Below are 20,524 nucleotides of genomic sequence, written 5' to 3' on the forward strand. Positions count from 1 at the left end.
AAAGTGCGGAGTTGTCGTTCCGCACTTTTTTCATTTTTTGTTAAGGTTTGGATATAAATTCCTTTTGAATGTAAAGGTTTGTTAACTGTTCTTATAATTTTTCGATTTTCCCTTTTTCTACCCTTCTCTTGCAAGAAAATTAGTATATAATAATTTACATTAGTATAACCTGATATCATTGTAGGTATATATTTATGGTTTAATTACAGGGTGGTGAGGACAATCGAACTGAATAATCGTCAAGAGCAAATACTCCAGATTGTAAAAGAGAATGGGCCGATAACAGGTGAAAATATTGCAGATCGGCTAAATTTAACACGTGCTACACTAAGACCTGATTTAGCCATTTTGACCATGGCAGGTTATTTAGATGCTAGGCCACGGGTAGGTTATTTTTACACTGGTAAATCTGGTGTCCAGCTGCTTACCGAAAATCTAAAAAATATATATGTGAAGGATTATCAATCAATTCCCGTCGTTATAAATGAAAGTGTCTCTGTATACGATGCAATTGTGACGATGTTTTTAGAGGATGTAGGAACTCTTTTTGTAGTGGATCAACATTCGATTTTAGTAGGGGTTCTATCAAGAAAGGACTTGCTCAGGGCAAGTCTTGGAAAACAGGAACTTGCAGCTTTACCTGTGAATATTATTATGACGAGAATGCCAAATATAACGGTATGTCAAAGAGATGATTTATTAATTGATATCGCGGTGAAATTAATAGAAAAACAAATTGATGCTTTACCTGTTGTAAAGGAAACTGAAAAAGGTTTCGAAGTGATCGGGCGCGTGACGAAAACAAATGTCACAAAAGCCTTTGTCGCACTTGCTTCTGGTGAATAAGTCAAACCCTAGGAGATGGTATAAAGGAATGAATAGGCTACCAATAGTATATGTCGTATCCGATTCGGTCGGTGAAACGGCCGAGCTAGTTACAAAAGCAGCAATTAGCCAGTTCAATGGGACGAGTGTGGCTATTAAACGATTCCCTTATGTTGAAGATCTTGCTCATATAGATGAAGTGTTATCCTTAGTTAAGCTTGACCGAGGCATGATTGCTTATACATTAGTTAAACCTGAAATGCGGAATTATATGAGAGAGTTATCGCAAAAGGAAGGAATTCCAGCTTGCGATTTAATCGGTCCGTTAATGGATCAAATTGAGAACCTATGTGGAAAAACTCCGTTGAATGAACCAGGCCTTGTTAGAAAGCTGGATGAAGATTATTTTAAAAAAGTCGAAGCAATCGAGTTTGCAGTTAAATATGATGATGGACGCGATCCGCGTGGTATTATTAAAGCAGATATCGTGTTATTAGGGGTGTCGCGTACGTCAAAAACACCACTTTCTCAATATTTAGCACATAAACGCCTAAAGGTAGCGAACGTTCCAATTGTTCCTGAGGTCGATCCACCTGAAGAACTATTTTTGTCTGCTCCTAACAAATGCTATGCCTTAAAAATAAGCCCAGATAAGCTTAATCAAATTAGGAGAGAGCGGTTACTTTCGCTTGGTTTAAATGATCAAGCAAGCTACGCAAACATTGAACGGATTAAAGAAGAGCTAGCTTTTTTTGAAAAGGTTGTTTCAAAAATTGGCTGTCCTGTAATTGATGTGACAAACAAAGCAGTTGAAGAAACAGCAAATGTCATTTTGAATCTGTATCAGAAGAAGGTACATGGGGCATAAATGGAGAATATTTAAGGACTGACAATAAGGAAGTGTCGGTCCTTTTTAGTGGAAAAATACTATTAGATTTAGTTATTCTAGAAAATGTGTCGATTATCAAAATTCTTTAATTGAAAAGGTTTTAATCCGAATTATTTTTTGAAAAGTTATAGAAAAACGGAACCTAATATACTATAATAAAAAATTGTGATAAAAATAATCAGAAATAGGTTTAGACTTGATTGTGAACGAATAAACTATTTATTGTGAGATGTCAAGGGAACCCCTCTGAAAAAAATCGACATGTTTCTCTATTGAAAAGTTAGGACTAAAAGAAGGAATATGTGGAGTGATGTAGAATATTTAGTAATAAAATTAACAAACAGACTATTTTTGTCGATGCGGACTCGTGTCCTGTGAAGCTAGAAATAGTCCAAATTGGTAAGGATTCCATGATTGAGGTTGTGTTTGTTGCATCCTATGCACATATGTCTACACATCCACCAGAGGAACGATGGGTTTATGTTGACAATGAAAAGGAGGCAGCTGACCTTTACATTCAAAATCATGTGAGTGCGGGAGACATTGTGGTAACACAGGATATCGGCTTAGCTTCGATGCTGTTGCCGAAAAATGTAAATGTTCTCTCACCAAAAGGAATGCTGTATAAAGAAGAGGATATGGATACTGCACTAGATTTGAGATTTCTTTCAGCAAAGGCTCGCCGTCAAGGGAACTATGGAAAAGGTCCAAAACCGTTTTCCAGAGAAGATCGGCTCAAGTTTATCAATACGTTGACAGCTCTTTTGTCGAAATATGAAAAATAATCTTGTTGTTTTTTGTCCATTTTCACTTTTGTGATGGAGTTGTTTTCATGGCAGAACTAATTGCCGAAGAAAAAATTAATCAAATTCGTCAGTCAGTGGATATTGTCGATGTCATTGGTGAATATATTCAACTGAAGAAACAAGGACGAAACTATTTTGGCTTATGTCCATTCCACGGTGAAAACAGTCCTTCTTTTTCTGTATCACCTGATAAGCAAATTTTCCATTGCTTTGGTTGTGGTGCAGGTGGCAATGTATTTTCTTTTTTAATGGAAAAAGATGGTTTAACCTTTGTGGAAGCTGCGGCAAAGTTAGCTGCTAAGGCCAAGATTGACCTTGATATCCAAACGAATACTCAAGCGAAATCTGTTCCTAAGGAATTCCAACAAATGTTGGAAGCACATGACTTATTACGTAAATTCTACCATCATTTGTTAGTAAACACAAAGGATGGTCAAGATGCTCTCGAATATTTATTGGGGAGAGGCTTTACAAAGGAATCAATTGAAAAATTTCAAATCGGCTACTCACTTCCTTCATGGGATTATACAGTAAAGCTATTGACCAAAAAAGGTTTTTCAATGGAACTGTTAGAACAGTCGGGGTTAATAGTAAAAAGGGAGCGAGATGGAGCTACTTTTGACCGGTTTCGAAATCGAATTATGTTTCCTATTCTTGACCGAAATGGAAATACGATTGCTTTTTCAGGGAGATCTCTAGGGGGCGAGGACCCCAAATATCTGAATAGTCCCGAAACAGCAATCTTTAATAAAAGTAAAACTTTATATAATTATCATTTAGCAAGATCTCAAATACGAAAACATCAGCATGCCGTTCTTTTTGAAGGCTTTGCAGATGTCATTGCGGCTGATCGTTCCGGGGTAGTTAACGGCGTTGCCACGATGGGTACTTCTTTAACTGATGATCATATTGATATGTTGCGTCGGAATAGCCAAACAGTGACGATTTGCTATGATTCCGACAATGCAGGTATTGAAGCAGCATTTCGAGCAGGGACCATGCTAGCTAATGCCGGGAGCAATGTATTAGTTTCATTAATGCCGGATGGACTCGACCCTGATGACTACATTAAAAAATATGGTGAGGAAAAATTCTCCAAAGATGTAATAGGGGCAAGTATCACTTTTATGGCCTTTAAACTTCTTTATTTCCGACGTGGAAAAAATCTTCAGCATGAAGGAGAAGACTCCTTTATATCGAAGAAGTATTAAAGGAAATTAGCAAACTGGAAAAGGCTGTAGAACGAGATCTTTATTTGCGACAAATCGCTACGGAATTTTCGCTTTCTCTAGATGCATTAATACAACAACTTCAGGAAGACAGAAAGGGAACTCGAGAACCAGAAGCGAAAAAGCCAAAAACAGCTCAACAGCCAGTGGTTATAAATAAACCAAAAGACCAATTAAAGCCAGCTTTTCATAATGCTGAAAGGCATTTAATTGCTCATATGCTTAAAAGCAGCGAGGTCGCCTTTAAAGTCCAAGGGCTCCTCAAAACAAACACATTTAACATTGATGAACACCAAGCCATTTTTACTTATTTATTAGGATTTTACGAAGAAGGTCATCCAGCAAATTCAAGTATGTTTATTAATTTTTTAAAAGATGATCGGCTCCGTAGAATTGTTACAGATATCGAAATGATGCTAATTCATGATGAATTATCTGAAAAGGAATTATCTGATTATATTAAGCAGGTGTTGAATTATCAAAAAATGTTAATGATAAGGGAAAAAGAGGCGGAAAGAGCAGAAGCTGAGCGTCAAAATGATATTCTTAAGGCAGCCGCTATCGCTATGGAAATAATCCAATTGCGTAAGTCGCTATAGATCATTTATTTGTTAGATTTTTGATTTTTGGAAGGAGGGGGACATATGGCTGAAAAACCAGCCCGTTCAAAAGAGGTCGACTCAGATATGACCCTAGATCAGATGAAGGACCAGTTAACTGAAACTGGCAAAAAGATTGGTGTCCTAAATTACGATGATATAGCTGAAAAGTTGGCACAATTCGAATTGGATTCTCATCAAATGGATGAGTTTTACGAATTCTTAGGTGACCAAGGAATAGAATTAGTCGGAGATAGTGAAGATGAAGATCCAAGTCTTCCTGACTTGTCTAAAGAGGACGAAGAAGAGTTCGATTTAAACGACCTTAGTGTACCTCCAGGTGTGAAAATAAACGATCCAGTTCGTATGTACTTAAAAGAAATTGGTCGGGTGGATCTTTTATCTGCTGAAGAAGAAATCAATCTTGCAACTCGGATTGAAGATGGCGATGAAGAAGCAAAAAGACGTCTTGCAGAGGCCAACTTGCGCCTAGTAGTAAGTATTGCTAAACGTTATGTTGGACGTGGTATGCTTTTCCTTGATTTAATCCAAGAAGGTAATATGGGGCTAATTAAGGCTGTTGAAAAGTTCGATTACCGTAAAGGATTTAAATTTAGTACGTATGCAACCTGGTGGATTCGTCAGGCAATTACCCGTGCGATAGCTGACCAAGCGAGAACCATTCGTATCCCGGTTCATATGGTTGAAACGATTAATAAATTAATCCGTGTACAAAGACAATTACTTCAAGACCTTGGTCGCGAACCAACACCTGAAGAAATTGCAGAGGATATGGATTTAACACCTGATAAGGTCCGTGAAATACTTAAAATTGCTCAAGAGCCTGTATCTTTAGAAACGCCAATTGGTGAAGAAGATGATTCCCATCTAGGTGATTTCATTGAAGACCAGGATGCTACATCCCCATCTGAGCATGCTGCATATGAGCTGCTAAAAGAACAGCTTGAAGATGTATTAGATACGTTAACTGATCGTGAAGAAAACGTTCTTCGTCTACGCTTTGGGTTAGATGATGGACGAACCCGAACTCTTGAAGAGGTTGGGAAGGTCTTTGGTGTAACACGTGAACGGATCAGACAAATTGAAGCAAAAGCACTTCGTAAGCTTAGACATCCAAGCCGAAGCAAGCGACTTAAGGATTTTCTTGAATAGATTACTTGAAATAGTTTACTCCTGACTTGGAGTAAGCTATTTTTTCTGAGAAGCCGCTTTCGCTTTTTTCATAATCTAGCTGCAGCGGCTAGCCCCTCGAGGTCACAAGCCAATCCGCCCAAAAGGTAAAAAGCACCTTTAGGTCGGCTCGTCTTGTGCTTGTCGGGGCTGAGCGAGCCGCTTTCGCTTTTTTCACTATTTTACTGAATTAACTTTTTGTTTGCAAATGGGTTTGTGAAGAAAGTGAACAAAGAAATTTAAGTTTTTTGAATTTTTAAATAATAATTAATTTTATTATACCTTCTTATGAAAGCGTATTCAATATCGAAGATTGCTGAATTAATCAGATTATTTTTAATTTATTTGTCAATTATTGTGATAAAGTTTACTTTAGGGCTTTTACAATTTTGAATTTTCAAGTAAAATAATAATTGTTTGTAATACTTATTTCTTGATCGTTATTACATAGGAGGTAATTTTTTATGAATCGTAATCCGATCATCCCGTTCGTGGTCATTATGGTTTTCGGTATTGGCCTAATGTTTTTACTTTCATTCAAAGGGTTAGGGGACGCGGAAGAACTAGCAAAAGAAGCAAAAGGTGGCGGAGAAAAGACAGAACAAGCTGCTGCCAATCCAGAAGATATCTACCAGAAAAGCTGTGTAGGTTGTCATGGGGCCGATTATAATGGGGGTGTAGGTCCTAAGTTAAAAGGTGTTGGCGACAGATTGTCACAGGATCAAATCGTTCAGGTTGTGACAAAAGGTAGAGGTAATATGCCTCCTGGACTTGTTCCAGAAGACAAAGCTGAAGATATGGCCAAATGGCTAGCTAAGCTTAAATAGGTTTGAGAAAGTCCTTTGCATATGCAAGGGACTTTTTTTATACTAAGGAGAGCATAAAACTAAAGTTTAAATGAATGGTGGGAACAACCAATGAATACAGAAACATTATCACTACGTTTGCAAACCGTAGTAAAACATATACCCGATGGATTTAGGATTGGGGATATAGGCTCTGATCATGCCTATCTTCCCTGTCATGTTGTTCACAAAGGAATCGTGCCTTTTGCTGTTGCTGGTGAAGTCGTAGAAGGTCCTTTTCAATCCGCATTAAAACAGGTAAAAGCAGAAGGACTACAAGCGAAAATATCTGTTCGGATGGGGAATGGCCTCGAAGTTATAAATCCAGGAGATGTAGATTGTATTACGATTTGTGGGATGGGTGGTACATTGATCGCCTCTATTTTAGAGCGTGGTAAAGATAAATTGGTGTCAATTAAACGGTTGATTCTTCAGCCAAATGTTGGGGCTAAGGCCATTAGAGTTTGGCTGATCGAAAATGGCTGGAAGCTTGTTGCTGAAGAAATTATGGCAGAGGATGGGAAAATATACGAGGTGCTTGTGGCTGAACAGGGCAATCCTATGGCGCCGTATGATAGCCAAGTGGACGCAGGTTTACTTATGGGGCCATATTTAGTGAAAGCCCAAAATGAAGCATTTAGGCTAAAATGGCTTGGAGAAATGGCCAATTGGCATAGAATCGTTGCACAGCTGGAGTTAGCTGACGATAATCTTCAAAATGATCAAAAAAAGAAAGAGCTGCTTCATAAAATAAAGATGGTGGAGGAGGCAATCCAGAGCAATGAAAAAAGTTAATGGACATCAAATCATAGAACTGTTTGAACAATTTTCTCCAAAAGGTTATGCGATGGAAGGAGATAAAGTAGGTTTACAAATAGGACGTTTAAATAAGCCAATTCAAAATGTGATGGTTACCTTAGATGTTCTGGAGAATGTGGTCGACGAAGCAATTGATAAAAATGTTGACTTAATTATTGCTCATCATCCGCCGATTTTTCGACCTTTACAAAAGTTAGTAACGGATACTCCTCAAGGTAGAATGTTTGAGAAATTGATAAAGCATGATATTGCTGTATATGCTGCCCATACAAATCTAGACGTAGCACCAGGAGGCGTAAATGATTTACTTGCAGAGGCACTGGGGCTACAAAATATAGAACTTTTAGCACCTACATATGAAGAAAAACTAAAAAAATTAGTGGTTTATGTACCGAAAAAACAGAGCGAACAAGTAAAAAATGCGCTTGGCAGTGCTGGTGCTGGTGCAATTGGCAACTATAGCTATTGCTCGTTTACTAGTGAGGGAACAGGGAATTTTTTACCTGGTGAAAATACAAACCCATTTATCGGCCATAGCGGTGAATTAGAATCCGTTCAAGAAGGCCGGATTGAAACTATTTTTCCGGCTTCACTTGAGAAGCGCGTTCTTTCCGCGATGTTAAAGGCTCATCCTTATGAAGAAGTGGCTTACGACATTTTTCCATTAGCTAACAAGGGCCCTGAGCTTGGTCTCGGAAGAGTGGGATCGATTGAAGAAATGACGTTAAAAGATTTTGCTAACCACGTGAAGCAAGTATTTGGACTAAGTGGGGTTCGTGTTGTCGGTGATTTGCAGTCAAAAGTAAAGAAGGTAGCCGTGCTAGGGGGAGACGGAAATAAGTATTGGAGTCAAGCTAAATTCAAAGGGGCAGATGTATATGTAACTGGAGATTTATACTATCATGTGGCTCATGATGCAATGCTTGCTGGCTTAAACATCATTGATCCTGGTCACCATGTCGAAATGGTTATGAAGCAGGGAGTAACCAATATTTTAACGAAAAAGTGTACCGAAAAAGGCTACAGTGTTCATATTTTTCCTTCTGAACTAAGCACTGATCCATTTCAGTTTTTATAAGGTTTATTATTACAAACAAGAGGCTGCCTTAGTGGCAGCCTCTTGTATCGTAAAACTACTTTTTTATTTTTGGCAAAATCTTGTTCAACGGAACCTTCTTTTCCTTTGCCCATGTGTTTTCATCCGTTGGATCGAATTGCTCAATAAACGTAATAACTTCCTTTGTAATCGGTGTTGGTGTTGATGCACCAGAGGTAACCGCGACGGACTTTGCGTCCTTAATCCAATTAATATCTAACTCTGTAATGTCAGCTATTCTGTACGATTTCGTTCCAGCAATTTCCTCAGAAACCTGGGCTAATCGGTTCGAATTATTGCTCTTAGGATCCCCAACAACAATTAATACATCTGCATCGCCTGCTTGTTGGGCAACAGCTTCTTGACGCACCTGTGTTGCCATACAAATTTCATTGTGAATTTCGACATGAGGATATTTTTCCTTGACCTTATCCATAATGTGTTTAACATCCCATTGGCTCATCGTTGTTTGATTCGTGACAATAATTTTGTCAGCATTAATCTCGAGTGCTTCAACATCCGCTTCAGTCTCGACCAAATGCACCACATGTGGGGCGACCCCCACGGCTCCTTCAGGCTCAGGATGGCCCTTTTTGCCTATATAAATGATATGGAATCCTTCTTTTTCCTTCTCTAAAATAAGTGAATGGGTTTTTGTAACATCAGGGCAAGTAGCATCAATGGTAACCAATCCCTTTTGCTTTGCTAGCTCTCTAACTTCTGGTGAAATACCATGTGCAGTAAAGATGACGGTGCCTTTATCAACCTGTTCGAGAATTTCGAGTCGATTTTTCCCATCTAATGTAATGATTCCTTCTTCTTCAAAGGCATCGGTAACATGTTTGTTGTGGACAATCATTCCCAGTATATAAATAGGTCGGGGCAAAGATTTATCTAAAGCAGCATTACGTGCAACGACCATTGCATCGACAACACCGTAGCAATAACCACGTGGTGAGATTTTGATGACCTTCATTAATTTAGTTCCCCCTAAAAATTACGGAATGTATCTTTTTTATGTATTTATTATAAAGGACTTGGAAACAGAATTCAAAAGACGCATTTTGTCAAATTTGATTTTTATTAAAACAAGAAGCTACCCATCGTATTTACCAACTTTGAGTAGCTTAATGTATCGTTACATATTAATTATCAAAAAATTCAAATATAAATTCTCGGAAAAGAACGACGCTCTTGAAAATGATGAACTCTAGGCTGTTCTTCCAGGTTTATCCCAGTCATCTTCATCACTTTCTGTATCTTCATCATTAGAATTAACCGTTACACTGCGGTGATTTTGATTTTTTGACTGTTTTCTTCTTTTGGTTTGCTCTTCCCCTGTTAAGAAACTACTTCTTCTTTCCGTTGTTAGTACTTCTTCTTTTTCAACGCTTTCCTCCTCAAGCTCAATCGATTCCATTTCCGTTTGCTCTGAATTTGTTTCCTCAGTTGCATCCTTTAATCCACGGTAAAGCTTCCACATCGTCGGGATATTCTTGATGATTGGCCCGTATTGTGATACGAGTGGGGTAATTTGTTGAAAGGCACTTAGAACCTGTTGTGTGTTATTTAAGAAACCTGAAATGGCAGTCGGATTTGTTAAATTCTTTAAAAAAGATCCACCCGAAGCAGCTGCAGTACCTGGTGAAGAGAACAACCCGGAACTCCTCCACCCATAGATGGATTTGTTCTTCCTAATAATTTCGCAAGTAGTCCGCCACCGGACCTGTTTTGCGAAAAGCCCATCGATCCCATTTGTCTCATTTGGCGCATGGAACCCATCGGCCCCATTTGTCGATTCATCATTGTCGGATGATACATTTGACGTTGATACGGCCCCATTTGACTGCGTTGATTGCCCCAGTTAAATGGCATTTGTTGTCTTTGCGGCATGAATAAACCCCCTTTCAAGCATACTCTCTCTTCTTTACTGTATGCGGTAAACCGATTTTGGTTAGGTTTAAAATGAGGGATATTCATAATTAGGTAGATCTGATTAGAGTCAATTTTGCATAATTAATAGAAAAGTGGAGTTTTATTCTAAACTTTATTATAATAACATGATGGATGTTTAAGCGAAGGAGTAAAAAAATGAAAAAATCAAAATTTGATCGATATGAATTTAAACCGTTCATAATAGATGCAATACAGAAATTAGGCTTTCAAGAGCCCACTGAAATTCAAGAAAGAATCATTCCGTTAATATTAAAGGAAGAAAGCACGATCGGCCAGTCTCAAACTGGGACTGGAAAAACCCATTCTTATATCTTACCGATATTACAAAAAATTAATCCTGCAAAAAAAGAAGTACAAGCTGTGATTACAGCTCCAACACGTGAGTTAGCAGATCAAATTTACCGTGAAATTGTAAAAATAACCTCACATTGCCATCCTGATGAAGAAATCACCGCACGGGTGTTTATGGGTGGGACGGATAAGCAAAGAACGATTGATAAATTAAAGGTTCAACCACAAATTGTTGTAGGAACACCAGGAAGAATAAATGATCTTATTAAAGACCAAGCATTAGTTGTTTATACAGCTGATACTCTTGTTGTGGATGAAGCGGACTTAGTACTGGATATGGGATTCATTGAAGATGTTGATATGATCGCTTCGCGAATGGCGGAACGCCTGAAAATGTTTGTATTTTCTGCCACGATTCCTGAAAAGCTGAAGCCGTTCCTAAAGAAATACATGGAGAATCCAAAATTTGTGCAAATTGCACCGAAGCATATTGCTGCTGAAAATATAGAGCATTTAATCATTCCATCTCGTCATCGTAATAAGGTTACTCTGACGTATGAAGCATTAAAACTATTGAATCCATATATGGCGATCGTTTTTACAAATACGAAAAAAACAGCGGATGAAGTAGCGGATGCCCTGATCCAAAAAGGCTTAAAGGTTGGAAGAATCCATGGGGACTTGACTCCTCGGGAGCGTAAAAAAGTAATGAAGCAGGTTAAGGACCTAGAGTTCCAATACCTTGTGGCAACTGACCTAGCAGCACGTGGAATCGATATTTCAGGTGTTAGTCACGTCATTAATTATGAACTACCAGAGGACCTTGACTTTTATGTACACCGTGTCGGAAGAACAGCACGTGCAGGGCATTCTGGTGTTGCCCTGACTATTTATGATCTTTCAGATGATGACGCCTTAAATAAACTCGAAAAGATAGGTATTGTTCTCAAAAACGTGGATATTCAAAAGGGTGAATGGGTCACAATTGGTGAGCGGAATAAGCGGAAAAATCGCCAAAAACAAAGTGATGAAATTAAAGAAAAAGCAAAAACCTTTGTCCGCAAGCCGAATAAAGTGAAACCTGGCTATAAAAAAAGAATGAAGGCAGAAGTAGAAAAAATCGAAAAACGCCAACGACGAGTTAATCGCGGAAAAAAATAAATATAGATTGAGGGAGAGACGAGCTATAATGTTGAAAATAGGTTCACATGTTTCGATGAGCGGGAAAAATATGCTATTAGCGGCAAGTGCAGAGGCCGTTTCTTATGGTGCCAATACATTTATGATTTATACAGGCGCTCCGCAAAATACGAGACGGAAAAAAATCGAAGACTTAAATATTGAAGAAGGCCAACGTCATATGGAGCTAAATGGAATTAGTGAAATTATTGTCCATGCTCCATATATCATCAATATTGGCAATACGACTAATCCCGCTACCTTTGAATTGGGAGTAAACTTTTTGCGCACAGAAATAGAGCGTACGGAAGCGATTGGTGCAAAACAAATTGTTCTTCACCCAGGTGCTCATGTTGGCGCCAGGTACTGAGCTTGGGATCAAAAAAATTGTTGAAGGACTAAATGAAGTGTTGACCGGACACGAAAAGCTGCAAATTGCACTTGAAACAATGGCTGGTAAAGGTTCGGAATGCGGCAAGAATTTTGAGGAGTTGGCCATGATTTTCGATGGAGTAAACTATAGTGACCGACTATCCGTTTGCTTCGATACTTGCCATACACATGATGCGGGGTATAACCTTGTAGAAGATTTTGATGGAGTGCTAAATGAATTTGATAAAATTATTGGCCTTGACCGCTTAAAGGTGCTTCATATAAATGATAGTAAAAATGAGCGTGGAATGGCCAAAGACCGCCATGAAAATATCGGCTTTGGGAAAATTGGCTTTGAGGCACTGAGCTACATTGTCCATCATCCACAGCTAATGGATATTCCTAAAATCCTCGAAACACCATTTGTTGGTGATGATAAAAATAATAAAAAAGCACCGTATAAACATGAAATCGCCATGCTAAAAAGCAAAGAATTCAATCAAAACTTATTAGATGAAATCATGCTTCAAGGATAATGCAAGACAAGAAAAAAGCTGTGAGATCAATTCACAGCTTTTTCTTATTTATTTTTGAGGCTATGTTAAAGAAAATTGTTGTTTTTTGAGCACTCTGTTGATTGGAGCACCTGGAACGGAAATCAACAGACATGTTTAAAAAAACTATTTCATAAAGGTAGTAAACAGCTTGTTTATTTCTCTTGCTGTGTCAGGACTAGCAATCCGCGCAATATCTTTTATCATTTGCGCTCGTTCGTTATCTTTAAACATATTTAAGCTAGAACTTCTTAAGTATTTTGCAATGTTATCTGCTTCCGTTTTCGAAAGTTTCATATTAAATTGATTGGCGTACTTTAATAATTCATCACGAGTAATTGTCTTTAACTTATAGTTAATAATGTTTTCAAAAATTTTCACCTTTATCATCACTCCTTCATACTAACCTATGAGGAAAAGGTGATAACCGTGCCTAAAAATCGATGCAATGTAAAAATAAAAGTACTTCCAAGATAAAATGGTTTACAAGGCTGATACGGTATTGTATACTACAACAAGTTAAATCGGAATGATTCTGATATAGGGTGATAAAAATGAATCAACAAGAAACCATTGTACAATTAGAACATGTTTCCTATCGCTATGAAAAAGAAAATGTCCTTGAGGACATTAATTTGTCAATCCATAAAGGGGATTTCCTAGGTATTGTTGGTCCGAATGGATCCGGTAAATCAACGCTTTTAAAGCAGATTTTAGGTTTACTAAAGCCTCAGTTTGGATCAATTCAACTCTTTGGGCAGGATATCGCCCGATTTAAAGATTGGCAAAAAATAGGATATGTTTCACAAAAGGCTAATTCTTTTAACACAGGATTTCCAGCAACTATATTTGAGGTCGTAGCCAGCGGTCTCACAAAAAAACTTGGTTTATTTCGTAAATTAACGAAAGCGGATCGTCTACATGTCGAGAAAGCCATCCAACTAGTTGGAATGGAAGCCTACTTACACCAAAATATTGGGGAATTATCTGGTGGACAGCAACAGCGAGTCTTTATCGCAAGAGCGTTAGTCAGTGAACCTGAGTTATTGATACTCGATGAACCGACAGTAGGCGTCGATGCAAAAAACGTTGCTTCCTTTTATGAGTTACTTCATGAATTAAATAAAAATCACGGTATCACGTTGTTGTTGGTAACACATGATATTGGAACCATTTCAGATAAGGTAACCCATGTTGCCTGCTTGAATAATCATCTTCACTTTCATGGAGAAACACATGAATTTGAGGAGCTTAAGTTAGGTGAGATGACGGAATTTTATGGTCATGATATTCAGGTCTTAACGCATAATCACTTGCATGCTGGGGGAACGAATAGATGATATCAGGGATACTACAATATGAATTTCTCCAAAATGCTTTTCTTACAGGGATTATTATCGGTATAATTGCACCGCTACTCGGAGTTTTTATCGTCGTAAGACGTCTGTCCCTTATTGCTGATGCTTTAAGTCATGTTACATTAGCTGGGATTGCAGCGAGTCTTTTATTGCAAAAGCAGTTCGCAATGTTTGTAAACTTAAATCCATTATATTTGGGGATTGTTTTTTCAGTTACCGGCTCCATTTTCATCGAAAAATTGCGAAGTGTTTATAAACACTATCAGGAACTAGCGATTCCGATTATTTTGTCCAGGAGGAATCGGTCTTGGAGTCATTTTTATTTCATTAGCGGATGGGTTTAATACAGACTTATACAGTTATTTGTTTGGGAGTGTCAGTGCTGTTAGTCGCACGGACCTATGGACGATTCTGTTTATCAGTATCTGTGTGGTTGCTGTTGTGTATTTTCTTTACAAAGAATTATTTTTACTTTCGTTTGATGAAGAATACGCAAAAGCATCAGGAATCGCAGCAAAGAGTGTCCACTTCATTTTTATCGTGATGGTGGCGTTAGTGATTGCTGCATCAATGAGAATCGTTGGAATTCTGCTTGTATCCTCATTGATGACCTTACCAGGTTGCGGCCAGTATTCGAATTGCAAAAGGATTCAAGCAAACGATTATTTTTTCGGTACTATTCGGCGAGACATCAGTGCTCGGTGGACTGATTAGCTCTTATTATTTAGATTTAGCGCCAGGTGGAACGATTGTTGTGATCGCTGTTGTGATTTTAATTTTAACGATTATGATAAAAAAATTAACCAATTTGCGACCTGTATAATTTGGGGTGAAAAAGATGAATGTTACAGATGCTCTAGATATATTAAAGAATCAAGGGTTTAAGCATACAGGTAAAAGACAAGAAATGCTGCAGTTATTTGCAGACCACAATAAATATTTAACCGCAAAAGATGTACTTGATCATATGAAGGATCAATATCCAGGCTTGAGCTTTGATACGATTTATCGTAATTTATCTTTGTTTGTGGATTTAGGTATATTTGAAATGACGGAATTATCTGGAGAAAAACATTTTCGACTATCTTGTTCACATGATCACCATCATCATCACTTTATTTGTATGGTTTGCGGTAAAACGAAAGAAATTGCTGCCTGCCCAATGGTCGGTTTAATGGAAGATTTAAAGGAATATGACGTATCTGGTCATAAGTTTGAAATATATGGACGCTGTCCGGATTGCATTTAATTGGTTGTATAAAAAAAGCACATGACTTTTTGCGATTGAAAAGGTCATGTGCTTTTTTTGTTTGTGTTATCTAAACGGATCTTTTTAACCAGTTTTCAACCCATGCATAGGCTTCATTCCAATGGTTCACGCGGATGACTCCATCCAGAATGGGATCACGATTATATGGGGTATCAAACAAAATCACTGGAATATTACATTCTTCATGAATCATCACTGCATTATCATGTTTATCCTCGAAAAATAAGTCTACTTGGTAATTTTTGGCCGCTTTTATTTTATCATGTGAACCAATTAACTCGATATGATCAAATTTTAAGCCTTTATCGATAAACCAATTTTTCGTGATATTTAATAAATGAGTATTTCGTGCACTTATAAAATATAATTCATGACTTTCTTCCCAACGAGTAAGGATTTCTTTTGCACCTTGTGCAAGCGGAGAATTTGCATAAATCTCAGGCTCTGTTTCCAAAAACCATTTGGCTAATTCTTCGCCTGATACGTTGACAAAGGGTGTCAAATCATATTGTGTAATATCATTCAGCGTTAAATTTAGCTTGAATGAATCATTTAAGTAAGGCAATAAAGCAGTTGGACATGTTACGGTACCGTCAATATCAATTCCAAAACGCTTTCTCATGCTGAATCTCCTTTTATTAGGCTTTATAGAAGCTCATTGTTGGTATTAGCTCAATGTTGATTGGAGCGGAAATCAACATTCTAATTTACCAAGCCTTTTTTAAAATAACATAAATCCTACAAAAACAGTTAAACATTAACATAGTGAAATGGGTGTGTTTCGTTAACAATAATAGTGCTCCATTAATGAAAGCGAGGGATAAATCAATATGGCAGAAGAACTTTACAGAACTTCTACAAGTGGGTTACAAGAAGACAAAACTGTTGATATTCAGCATCGTCTACCTGCACCTAATTATATTGAAGAAACCTCAGCAGAAATTGCAGCACCCGTTTCATTTACAGGGAATACCTTATCAAGAAGAGACACTGATTTAAACAATCGTGACAAAACAGCAACGGAAGGTAAAGGTGTTGGCTTTGCTGCCTTAGCCTTATCAATCATTTCGTTGTTTGTTTTACCCATTCTCTTTGGTGCCGCTGGGATTATTTTAGGGTTTGTTGCACGTCGAAGGGGAGCAAACAGTTTAGGCAACTGGGCGATTGGCATAGGGGCCATTTCCATCATTGTCGGTATGTTTATACTCCCATTCTTTTAAAATTTCTTCATTGTGGAGCATTAAAAAACGCTTGGCACAAATGCCAGGCGTTTTTCTATTCAAGCGGTGGAAAGTTATTCTTTCGCCGCTAATTCAGCTTCCTTTTTTGCAAAATACTCAGCTGCTACTTGATCAATTTCTTTTTTTAATTCTTCGACCATAACGGTTTCTGGAACTTTGCGAACAATTTTTCCTTTGCGGAAGAGCAGGCCTTCCCCTCTTGCTCCAGGCAATACCAATATCAGCTTCTCTTGCTTCGCCAGGACCATTAACGGCACAGCCAAGTACGGCAACTTTTATCGGTGCTTTGATTTTCTGGATATATTCTTCGACTTCATTTGCAATACTTATGAGGTCGATTTCAATCCTCCCACATGTAGGGCAAGAAATTAGAGTTGCGGCATTGGAGGATAGACCAAATACCTTTAAAAGCTCACGAGCAACCTTTACCTCTTCGACTGGATCGGCACTTAATGAAATTCTCAATGTATTACCGATTCCCTTGCTTAATATGGCACCTAAACCTGCAGCGCTTTTTACGGTACCCGCAAATAAAGTTCCTGATTCGGTAATACCTAAGTGAAGCGGGTAATCAAAAGCTTGTGCTGCTTTTTCATATGCTTCAATCGCAAGCGGTACATCCGAAGCTTTCATCGAAACGATGATATCATGAAAATCTAAATCCTCAAGGATTTTAATATGATGGAGGGCGCTTTCGACCATGCCATCGGCAGTTGGATACCCGTATTTATCTAAGATTCTCTTTTCTAATGACCCGGCATTTACACCAATTCGAATTGGAATGCCGCGTTCTTTAGCAGCTTTAACAACGGCTTCAACCTTTTCGCGTTTGCCGATGTTTCCTGGATTGATTCGAATTTTATCCGCTCCGCCTTCAATCGCCTTTAATGCCAATTTGTAATCAAAATGAATATCGACTACTAATGGGATATTGATTCGTTTCTTAATCTCGGCAATAGCATTAGCGGCTCTTTCATCAGGGCATGCCACTCGGACAATTTGGCACCCAGCTTCTTCAAGGCGCAAAATTTCGGCAACAGTTGCATCAACGTCATGGGTTTTGGTTGTTGTCATACTTTGAATGACAAGCTCATTATTCCCGCCAATTGTTAAGTTTCCAACCTTGATTGGACGAGTTTTGGTACGATGTATTATTTCACTCAATGGTGGTTCGCTCCTTTAATTATAGAATGCAGTAAGAGTACATTCAGTAAAGTTCACTTAGTTATTGTATCAATGAATGCTTGCTGTTGACAAGATTCTTGCCGTGACTTCCGATATTTCACGGGTGTGGGATAGTAGAACGAAAAATTAATCCTGCTTTTCGTATGTTGGAAATTTATATTGATTGCCTATTTGAATGTCGACTGGATTTGTCCCATCATTAAGCTTCTGGAAGTCGGAAATGACCTTTGAAATTGAAACAGGCAGAGGGTTGTCTGATTTTTTTTCGACAATTGATATTACGGTGTCACCCGGCTTTACGACATGTTCGGAAAAAGGAATGCTATTAGTTGAAGTGCTCGATACTGGAAGAGCTTGTTCTTCCAATCTTTCTTCAGGTATGACAATCGAGCCTTCGGTAAGATCGTAGTAGATGACGTATAGGACGAGTACTGTGATTAATGCAACAGTTAACCGTTTCAATTAGGACACCTCACCATAATGGAAGTTTGTCCATGTTTATTCATACGATTGGAAAAATAGAACAGGAAAATAAAAAAAGCGCCGATATCGACGCTTTAACTATCTGATTTTTTTGCTTGTGGTATTTCTTTTACAGCTAGAAATAACACGAAGTAGGAAACCATCCAATTGAGTAAAAAGTCTCCAGGAACAGAGGTCTTTAGTGCTGCCATGACCGTAAAGAAGATAGTGGTTAAGGTGACGCTATAGGCAGACATTCTCCAAAGCTGCCCATAATTTAATTTTCTCAATGTGATGTTTTTAATAATTAACCCGAGCGCAGCAAGGATAGAAATCTCAATAAATTTCACACCCAACGACAATATGTAGTTGGCTAGAATTAAGATAGGAAGGAAAATCACTAGTGATGAATCAATACTATCAATTAAGTTTACAAGATCTTTTTTGTTTAAGGTTAAATCCTCCAGCATCGAGTAGGAATAGGATTGCGTATCACCGTTTGCAACAAACACCATTTCATTCTTTAGTAATGCCACACCATTTTCAACTTGATCAAGGTCACTTGCTTTTGCTTCGCCACTTGAATCGAACACCATCACAAAGCCATTTTCTGTAATGGTTAAGGGCTTATTTGAGTCAGATTCTAGCTTTCCGTTATTTATCTCGAAGTCAGGCAATTTGCTCGCAACGGTTTCCTTAGCTGAATGAACCCCTTCAGTAATGGCGGTGCTTAAAAAATACATAGAAGGAATAATGGAAATTAAGGTAAGGAGGAAAACATATAATATTGTTTTTCCAATACCTTGAAATCGAAATATGGATATATCCTTAGGAGAATAAATACTTTTTACTAATTGTTTAAAGATATTCATCGTATCACACCTCTTTCAAATTCACTTTATTTTATCGCAGATTAACGGGCAGTAAAACCCCCTACAGATGGAAGTTTCACTTTATCGAGCGATAACGGTTTTTTTTCAAGCAAACATACAGGGAAGAATGATAATAAACTGGCCTACAGGATTGAACCTTTTTCTCCAATAACAAACGGTGGTAAAATAGGGAAAGTACAATTTTTATAAAGGGGAGATTTAGTGGATATACTGTTTTGGTGTGTCATAACGGCTTTATTTGTCATTGCCTTTATCGGCTTGATTTATCCGATCATTCCAAGCGTGTTATTTATTTTGGCAGGTTTCATCATTTATGGCTTTTCCTTCTCCTTTGACCATTTTGGTTGGTTCTTTTGGCTCATTCAAGGCTTGTTTATTGTGCTGTTGTTTGGAGCGGATTATTTTGCAAATCTAGTCAGCGTTAAAAAATTTGGGGGCTCAAAGGCGGGAATATGGGGAAGTACAATCGGCTTATTAATTGGTCCATTTGTGATTCCAGCATTAGGGATACTGATTGGCCCTTTTTTAGGTGCAATCATTGCTGAATTACTGGTTCATAAAACAGGTTTAAAAGAAGCTGTTAAGATTGGATTTGGCTCGGTTGTTGGCTTTGTTAGTTCAGTCATTACAAAAGGAATTATTCAAGTGGTAATGATATTGTATTTTTTCTTACTTGTAATGTAAAAGAGATTGTACCCAAACAGTGGGCACAATCTCGTCTTTTTTCATCCAGTCTAACTAATCACTTTGACCCCTCAGATTTACTATTTAGTTCACACCGCAAATCTCGTAAGGGCAGTTTTGACAATCAACATGATTTTTTAGATAGGAAATATCCTTGACAATAAATTTTTGTTGACGGTAAACGAGAATATCATTTTCTCTTAGCTCTTTCAGCAATCTTTGAATCACTTCACGAGTTCCGTATGTTAAATTGGCTAATTCCTGATGTGTTAATGGAAGGTCAATAAGAATCCCTTCATCTGTCATAACCCCATAAGAATTGCAGAGTCGAATTAGGATCGAGTAAAGTCCGCCTTTTTTACCATTCATAATAAGGTCTTGGCATTTCATTTGGGCTTTTAAATACTTCATGCTCATCCAATGACCAAAGGCTTGAAGCGCATACACATTTTCTTCAAGGAATTTTTCAAATTCATCTTTTTTGATCATGAGCATTTCACAGTCGGTAATCGTTTTTGCACTATAGTGATAACGTGGTGCAGAATCAAATACTTGGTACTCAACCAATAACTCTTCTCCGTTTAAAATTTTTAAAATAAATTCTTTTCCCTTAAAATGAACTCTTCCAACCGCAATGATTCCCTTTAACATGATATATACATGTTGGACAGAATCTTTTTCCTGGAACAGCATGGTGCCAGCTTTAACTTTTTGAACGGTTTCTTTATTACTAAAATTTCTAATCATAACTTGATATAAACTATAACTTGTTTTAATCAT

At 37.8% G+C, this 20,524-nt stretch carries 20 protein-coding genes and 4 pseudogenes; 15 read left to right on the plus strand and 9 right to left on the minus strand.

What is annotated here, in order from left to right; genetic code table 11:
• Positions 1 to 213 precede the first annotated feature (213 nt).
• From RGF10_RS06985 to RGF10_RS07020, 8 genes and pseudogenes are all read left to right on the plus strand, one after another.
• Positions 214 to 846: a transcriptional regulator CcpN gene (locus RGF10_RS06985; RefSeq protein ID WP_318508375.1), complete on the plus strand. Its 633-nt coding sequence runs from the start codon at positions 214 to 216 to the stop codon at positions 844 to 846.
• Between the two features lie 28 nt (positions 847 to 874).
• Positions 875 to 1,693 carry a pyruvate, water dikinase regulatory protein gene (locus RGF10_RS06990; protein ID WP_318508376.1) on the plus strand — a complete coding sequence of 273 codons (819 nt, stop codon included), beginning with the start codon at positions 875 to 877 and terminating at the stop codon, positions 1,691 to 1,693.
• Positions 1,694 to 2,046: 353 nt separating this feature from the next.
• Positions 2,047 to 2,499 carry a YaiI/YqxD family protein gene (locus tag RGF10_RS06995; protein ID WP_318509354.1) on the plus strand — a complete coding sequence of 151 codons (453 nt, stop codon included), beginning with the start codon at positions 2,047 to 2,049 and terminating at the stop codon, positions 2,497 to 2,499.
• Positions 2,500 to 2,546: 47 nt separating this feature from the next.
• Positions 2,547 to 4,348: pseudogene (gene dnaG, locus RGF10_RS07000) on the plus strand (DNA primase).
• Between the two features lie 45 nt (positions 4,349 to 4,393).
• Positions 4,394 to 5,521, plus strand: coding sequence for an RNA polymerase sigma factor RpoD (gene rpoD / locus RGF10_RS07005; RefSeq protein ID WP_318508378.1), 1,128 nt, complete (start codon positions 4,394 to 4,396; stop codon positions 5,519 to 5,521).
• Between the two features lie 482 nt (positions 5,522 to 6,003).
• Entirely contained in the window at positions 6,004 to 6,366 is a 363-nt protein-coding gene (cccA, locus tag RGF10_RS07010; RefSeq protein ID WP_318508379.1) for a cytochrome c550, read from the plus strand.
• Positions 6,367 to 6,456: 90 nt separating this feature from the next.
• Entirely contained in the window at positions 6,457 to 7,179 is a 723-nt protein-coding gene (locus RGF10_RS07015; protein ID WP_318508381.1) for a tRNA (adenine(22)-N(1))-methyltransferase, read from the plus strand.
• Positions 7,166 to 8,281 (plus strand): Nif3-like dinuclear metal center hexameric protein, encoded by a 1,116-nt coding sequence (locus RGF10_RS07020; RefSeq protein WP_318508383.1) that lies wholly within the window; start codon positions 7,166 to 7,168, stop codon positions 8,279 to 8,281. Before RGF10_RS07015 ends, RGF10_RS07020 begins: the two co-directional genes overlap by 14 nt.
• A gap of 55 nt (positions 8,282 to 8,336) precedes the next feature.
• Here the strand turns inward: RGF10_RS07020 and RGF10_RS07025 are convergent, their stop codons facing one another.
• The 3 genes from RGF10_RS07025 to RGF10_RS07035 all read right to left on the minus strand — a co-directional run bounded on the left by RGF10_RS07025 (position 8,337) and on the right by RGF10_RS07035 (position 10,192).
• Positions 8,337 to 9,275, minus strand: coding sequence for a 4-hydroxy-3-methylbut-2-enyl diphosphate reductase (locus RGF10_RS07025; RefSeq protein ID WP_318508385.1), 939 nt, complete (start codon positions 9,273 to 9,275; stop codon positions 8,337 to 8,339).
• A gap of 234 nt (positions 9,276 to 9,509) precedes the next feature.
• Positions 9,510 to 9,956: a VrrA/YqfQ family protein gene (gene vrrA / locus RGF10_RS07030; RefSeq protein WP_318508387.1), complete on the minus strand. Its 447-nt coding sequence runs from the start codon at positions 9,954 to 9,956 to the stop codon at positions 9,510 to 9,512.
• Positions 9,908 to 10,192 (minus strand): hypothetical protein, encoded by a 285-nt coding sequence (locus tag RGF10_RS07035; RefSeq protein WP_318508388.1) that lies wholly within the window; start codon positions 10,190 to 10,192, stop codon positions 9,908 to 9,910. The genes vrrA and RGF10_RS07035 overlap by 49 nt, the downstream gene beginning before the upstream one ends.
• Positions 10,193 to 10,390: 198 nt before the next feature.
• On the opposite strand from RGF10_RS07035, the gene RGF10_RS07040 reads away from it, so the two are divergent.
• Both RGF10_RS07040 and RGF10_RS07045 read left to right on the plus strand, forming a co-directional pair.
• Positions 10,391 to 11,707 (plus strand): DEAD/DEAH box helicase, encoded by a 1,317-nt coding sequence (locus tag RGF10_RS07040; RefSeq protein ID WP_318508390.1) that lies wholly within the window; start codon positions 10,391 to 10,393, stop codon positions 11,705 to 11,707.
• A gap of 28 nt (positions 11,708 to 11,735) precedes the next feature.
• Positions 11,736 to 12,633, plus strand: a pseudogene (locus RGF10_RS07045) (deoxyribonuclease IV).
• A 144-nt stretch (positions 12,634 to 12,777) separates the two neighbouring features.
• Here the strand turns inward: RGF10_RS07045 and RGF10_RS07050 are convergent.
• On the minus strand, positions 12,778 to 13,041 hold the full coding sequence (locus tag RGF10_RS07050) for a DUF2624 domain-containing protein (protein ID WP_318508391.1): 264 nt from the start codon (positions 13,039 to 13,041) through the stop codon (positions 12,778 to 12,780).
• Between the two features lie 164 nt (positions 13,042 to 13,205).
• Here RGF10_RS07050 and RGF10_RS07055 point away from each other — a divergent pair, with 164 nt between their 5' ends.
• The 3 genes and pseudogenes from RGF10_RS07055 (at position 13,206) to RGF10_RS07065 (ending at position 15,258) form a co-directional block, all read left to right on the plus strand.
• On the plus strand, positions 13,206 to 13,991 hold the full coding sequence (locus RGF10_RS07055; protein ID WP_318508392.1) for a metal ABC transporter ATP-binding protein: 786 nt from the start codon (positions 13,206 to 13,208) through the stop codon (positions 13,989 to 13,991).
• Positions 13,988 to 14,832 (plus strand): annotated as a pseudogene (locus RGF10_RS07060) (metal ABC transporter permease). The gene RGF10_RS07055 and the pseudogene RGF10_RS07060 overlap by 4 nt, the downstream one beginning before the upstream one ends.
• Before the next feature lie 15 nt (positions 14,833 to 14,847).
• Positions 14,848 to 15,258: a Fur family transcriptional regulator gene (locus RGF10_RS07065; RefSeq protein ID WP_318508393.1), complete on the plus strand. Its 411-nt coding sequence runs from the start codon at positions 14,848 to 14,850 to the stop codon at positions 15,256 to 15,258.
• A 70-nt stretch (positions 15,259 to 15,328) separates the two neighbouring features.
• On the opposite strand, the gene RGF10_RS07070 is transcribed toward RGF10_RS07065, so the two are convergent.
• Positions 15,329 to 15,901: a hypothetical protein gene (locus RGF10_RS07070; protein ID WP_318508394.1), complete on the minus strand. Its 573-nt coding sequence runs from the start codon at positions 15,899 to 15,901 to the stop codon at positions 15,329 to 15,331.
• Positions 15,902 to 16,109: 208 nt separating this feature from the next.
• Here RGF10_RS07070 and RGF10_RS07075 point away from each other — a divergent pair, with 208 nt between their 5' ends.
• A complete protein-coding gene (locus tag RGF10_RS07075; protein WP_318508395.1) occupies positions 16,110 to 16,499 on the plus strand; it encodes a DUF4190 domain-containing protein in 390 nt (129 codons plus the stop codon).
• A 74-nt stretch (positions 16,500 to 16,573) separates the two neighbouring features.
• Here RGF10_RS07075 and ispG read toward each other — a convergent pair.
• The 3 genes and pseudogenes from ispG to RGF10_RS07090 form a co-directional block, all read right to left on the minus strand.
• Positions 16,574 to 17,684, minus strand: a pseudogene (ispG, locus tag RGF10_RS07080) (flavodoxin-dependent (E)-4-hydroxy-3-methylbut-2-enyl-diphosphate synthase).
• A 147-nt stretch (positions 17,685 to 17,831) separates the two neighbouring features.
• Positions 17,832 to 18,167 (minus strand): LysM peptidoglycan-binding domain-containing protein, encoded by a 336-nt coding sequence (locus RGF10_RS07085; protein ID WP_318508396.1) that lies wholly within the window; start codon positions 18,165 to 18,167, stop codon positions 17,832 to 17,834.
• Between the two features lie 95 nt (positions 18,168 to 18,262).
• Positions 18,263 to 19,039: a DUF1189 domain-containing protein gene (locus RGF10_RS07090; protein ID WP_318508397.1), complete on the minus strand. Its 777-nt coding sequence runs from the start codon at positions 19,037 to 19,039 to the stop codon at positions 18,263 to 18,265.
• A gap of 222 nt (positions 19,040 to 19,261) precedes the next feature.
• Here RGF10_RS07090 and RGF10_RS07095 point away from each other — a divergent pair, with 222 nt between their 5' ends.
• A complete protein-coding gene (locus RGF10_RS07095; RefSeq protein ID WP_318508398.1) occupies positions 19,262 to 19,744 on the plus strand; it encodes a DUF456 domain-containing protein in 483 nt (160 codons plus the stop codon).
• A gap of 84 nt (positions 19,745 to 19,828) precedes the next feature.
• Here the strand turns inward: RGF10_RS07095 and RGF10_RS07100 are convergent, their stop codons facing one another.
• The gene (locus RGF10_RS07100; protein WP_318508399.1) at positions 19,829 to 20,524 is read right to left on the minus strand and encodes a Crp/Fnr family transcriptional regulator; all 696 of its coding nucleotides are present in this window, start codon (positions 20,522 to 20,524) and stop codon (positions 19,829 to 19,831) included.

Source organism: Bacillus sp. T3 (assembly GCF_033449965.1).
Lineage (GTDB): Bacteria > Bacillota > Bacilli > Bacillales > Cytobacillaceae > Bacillus_BU.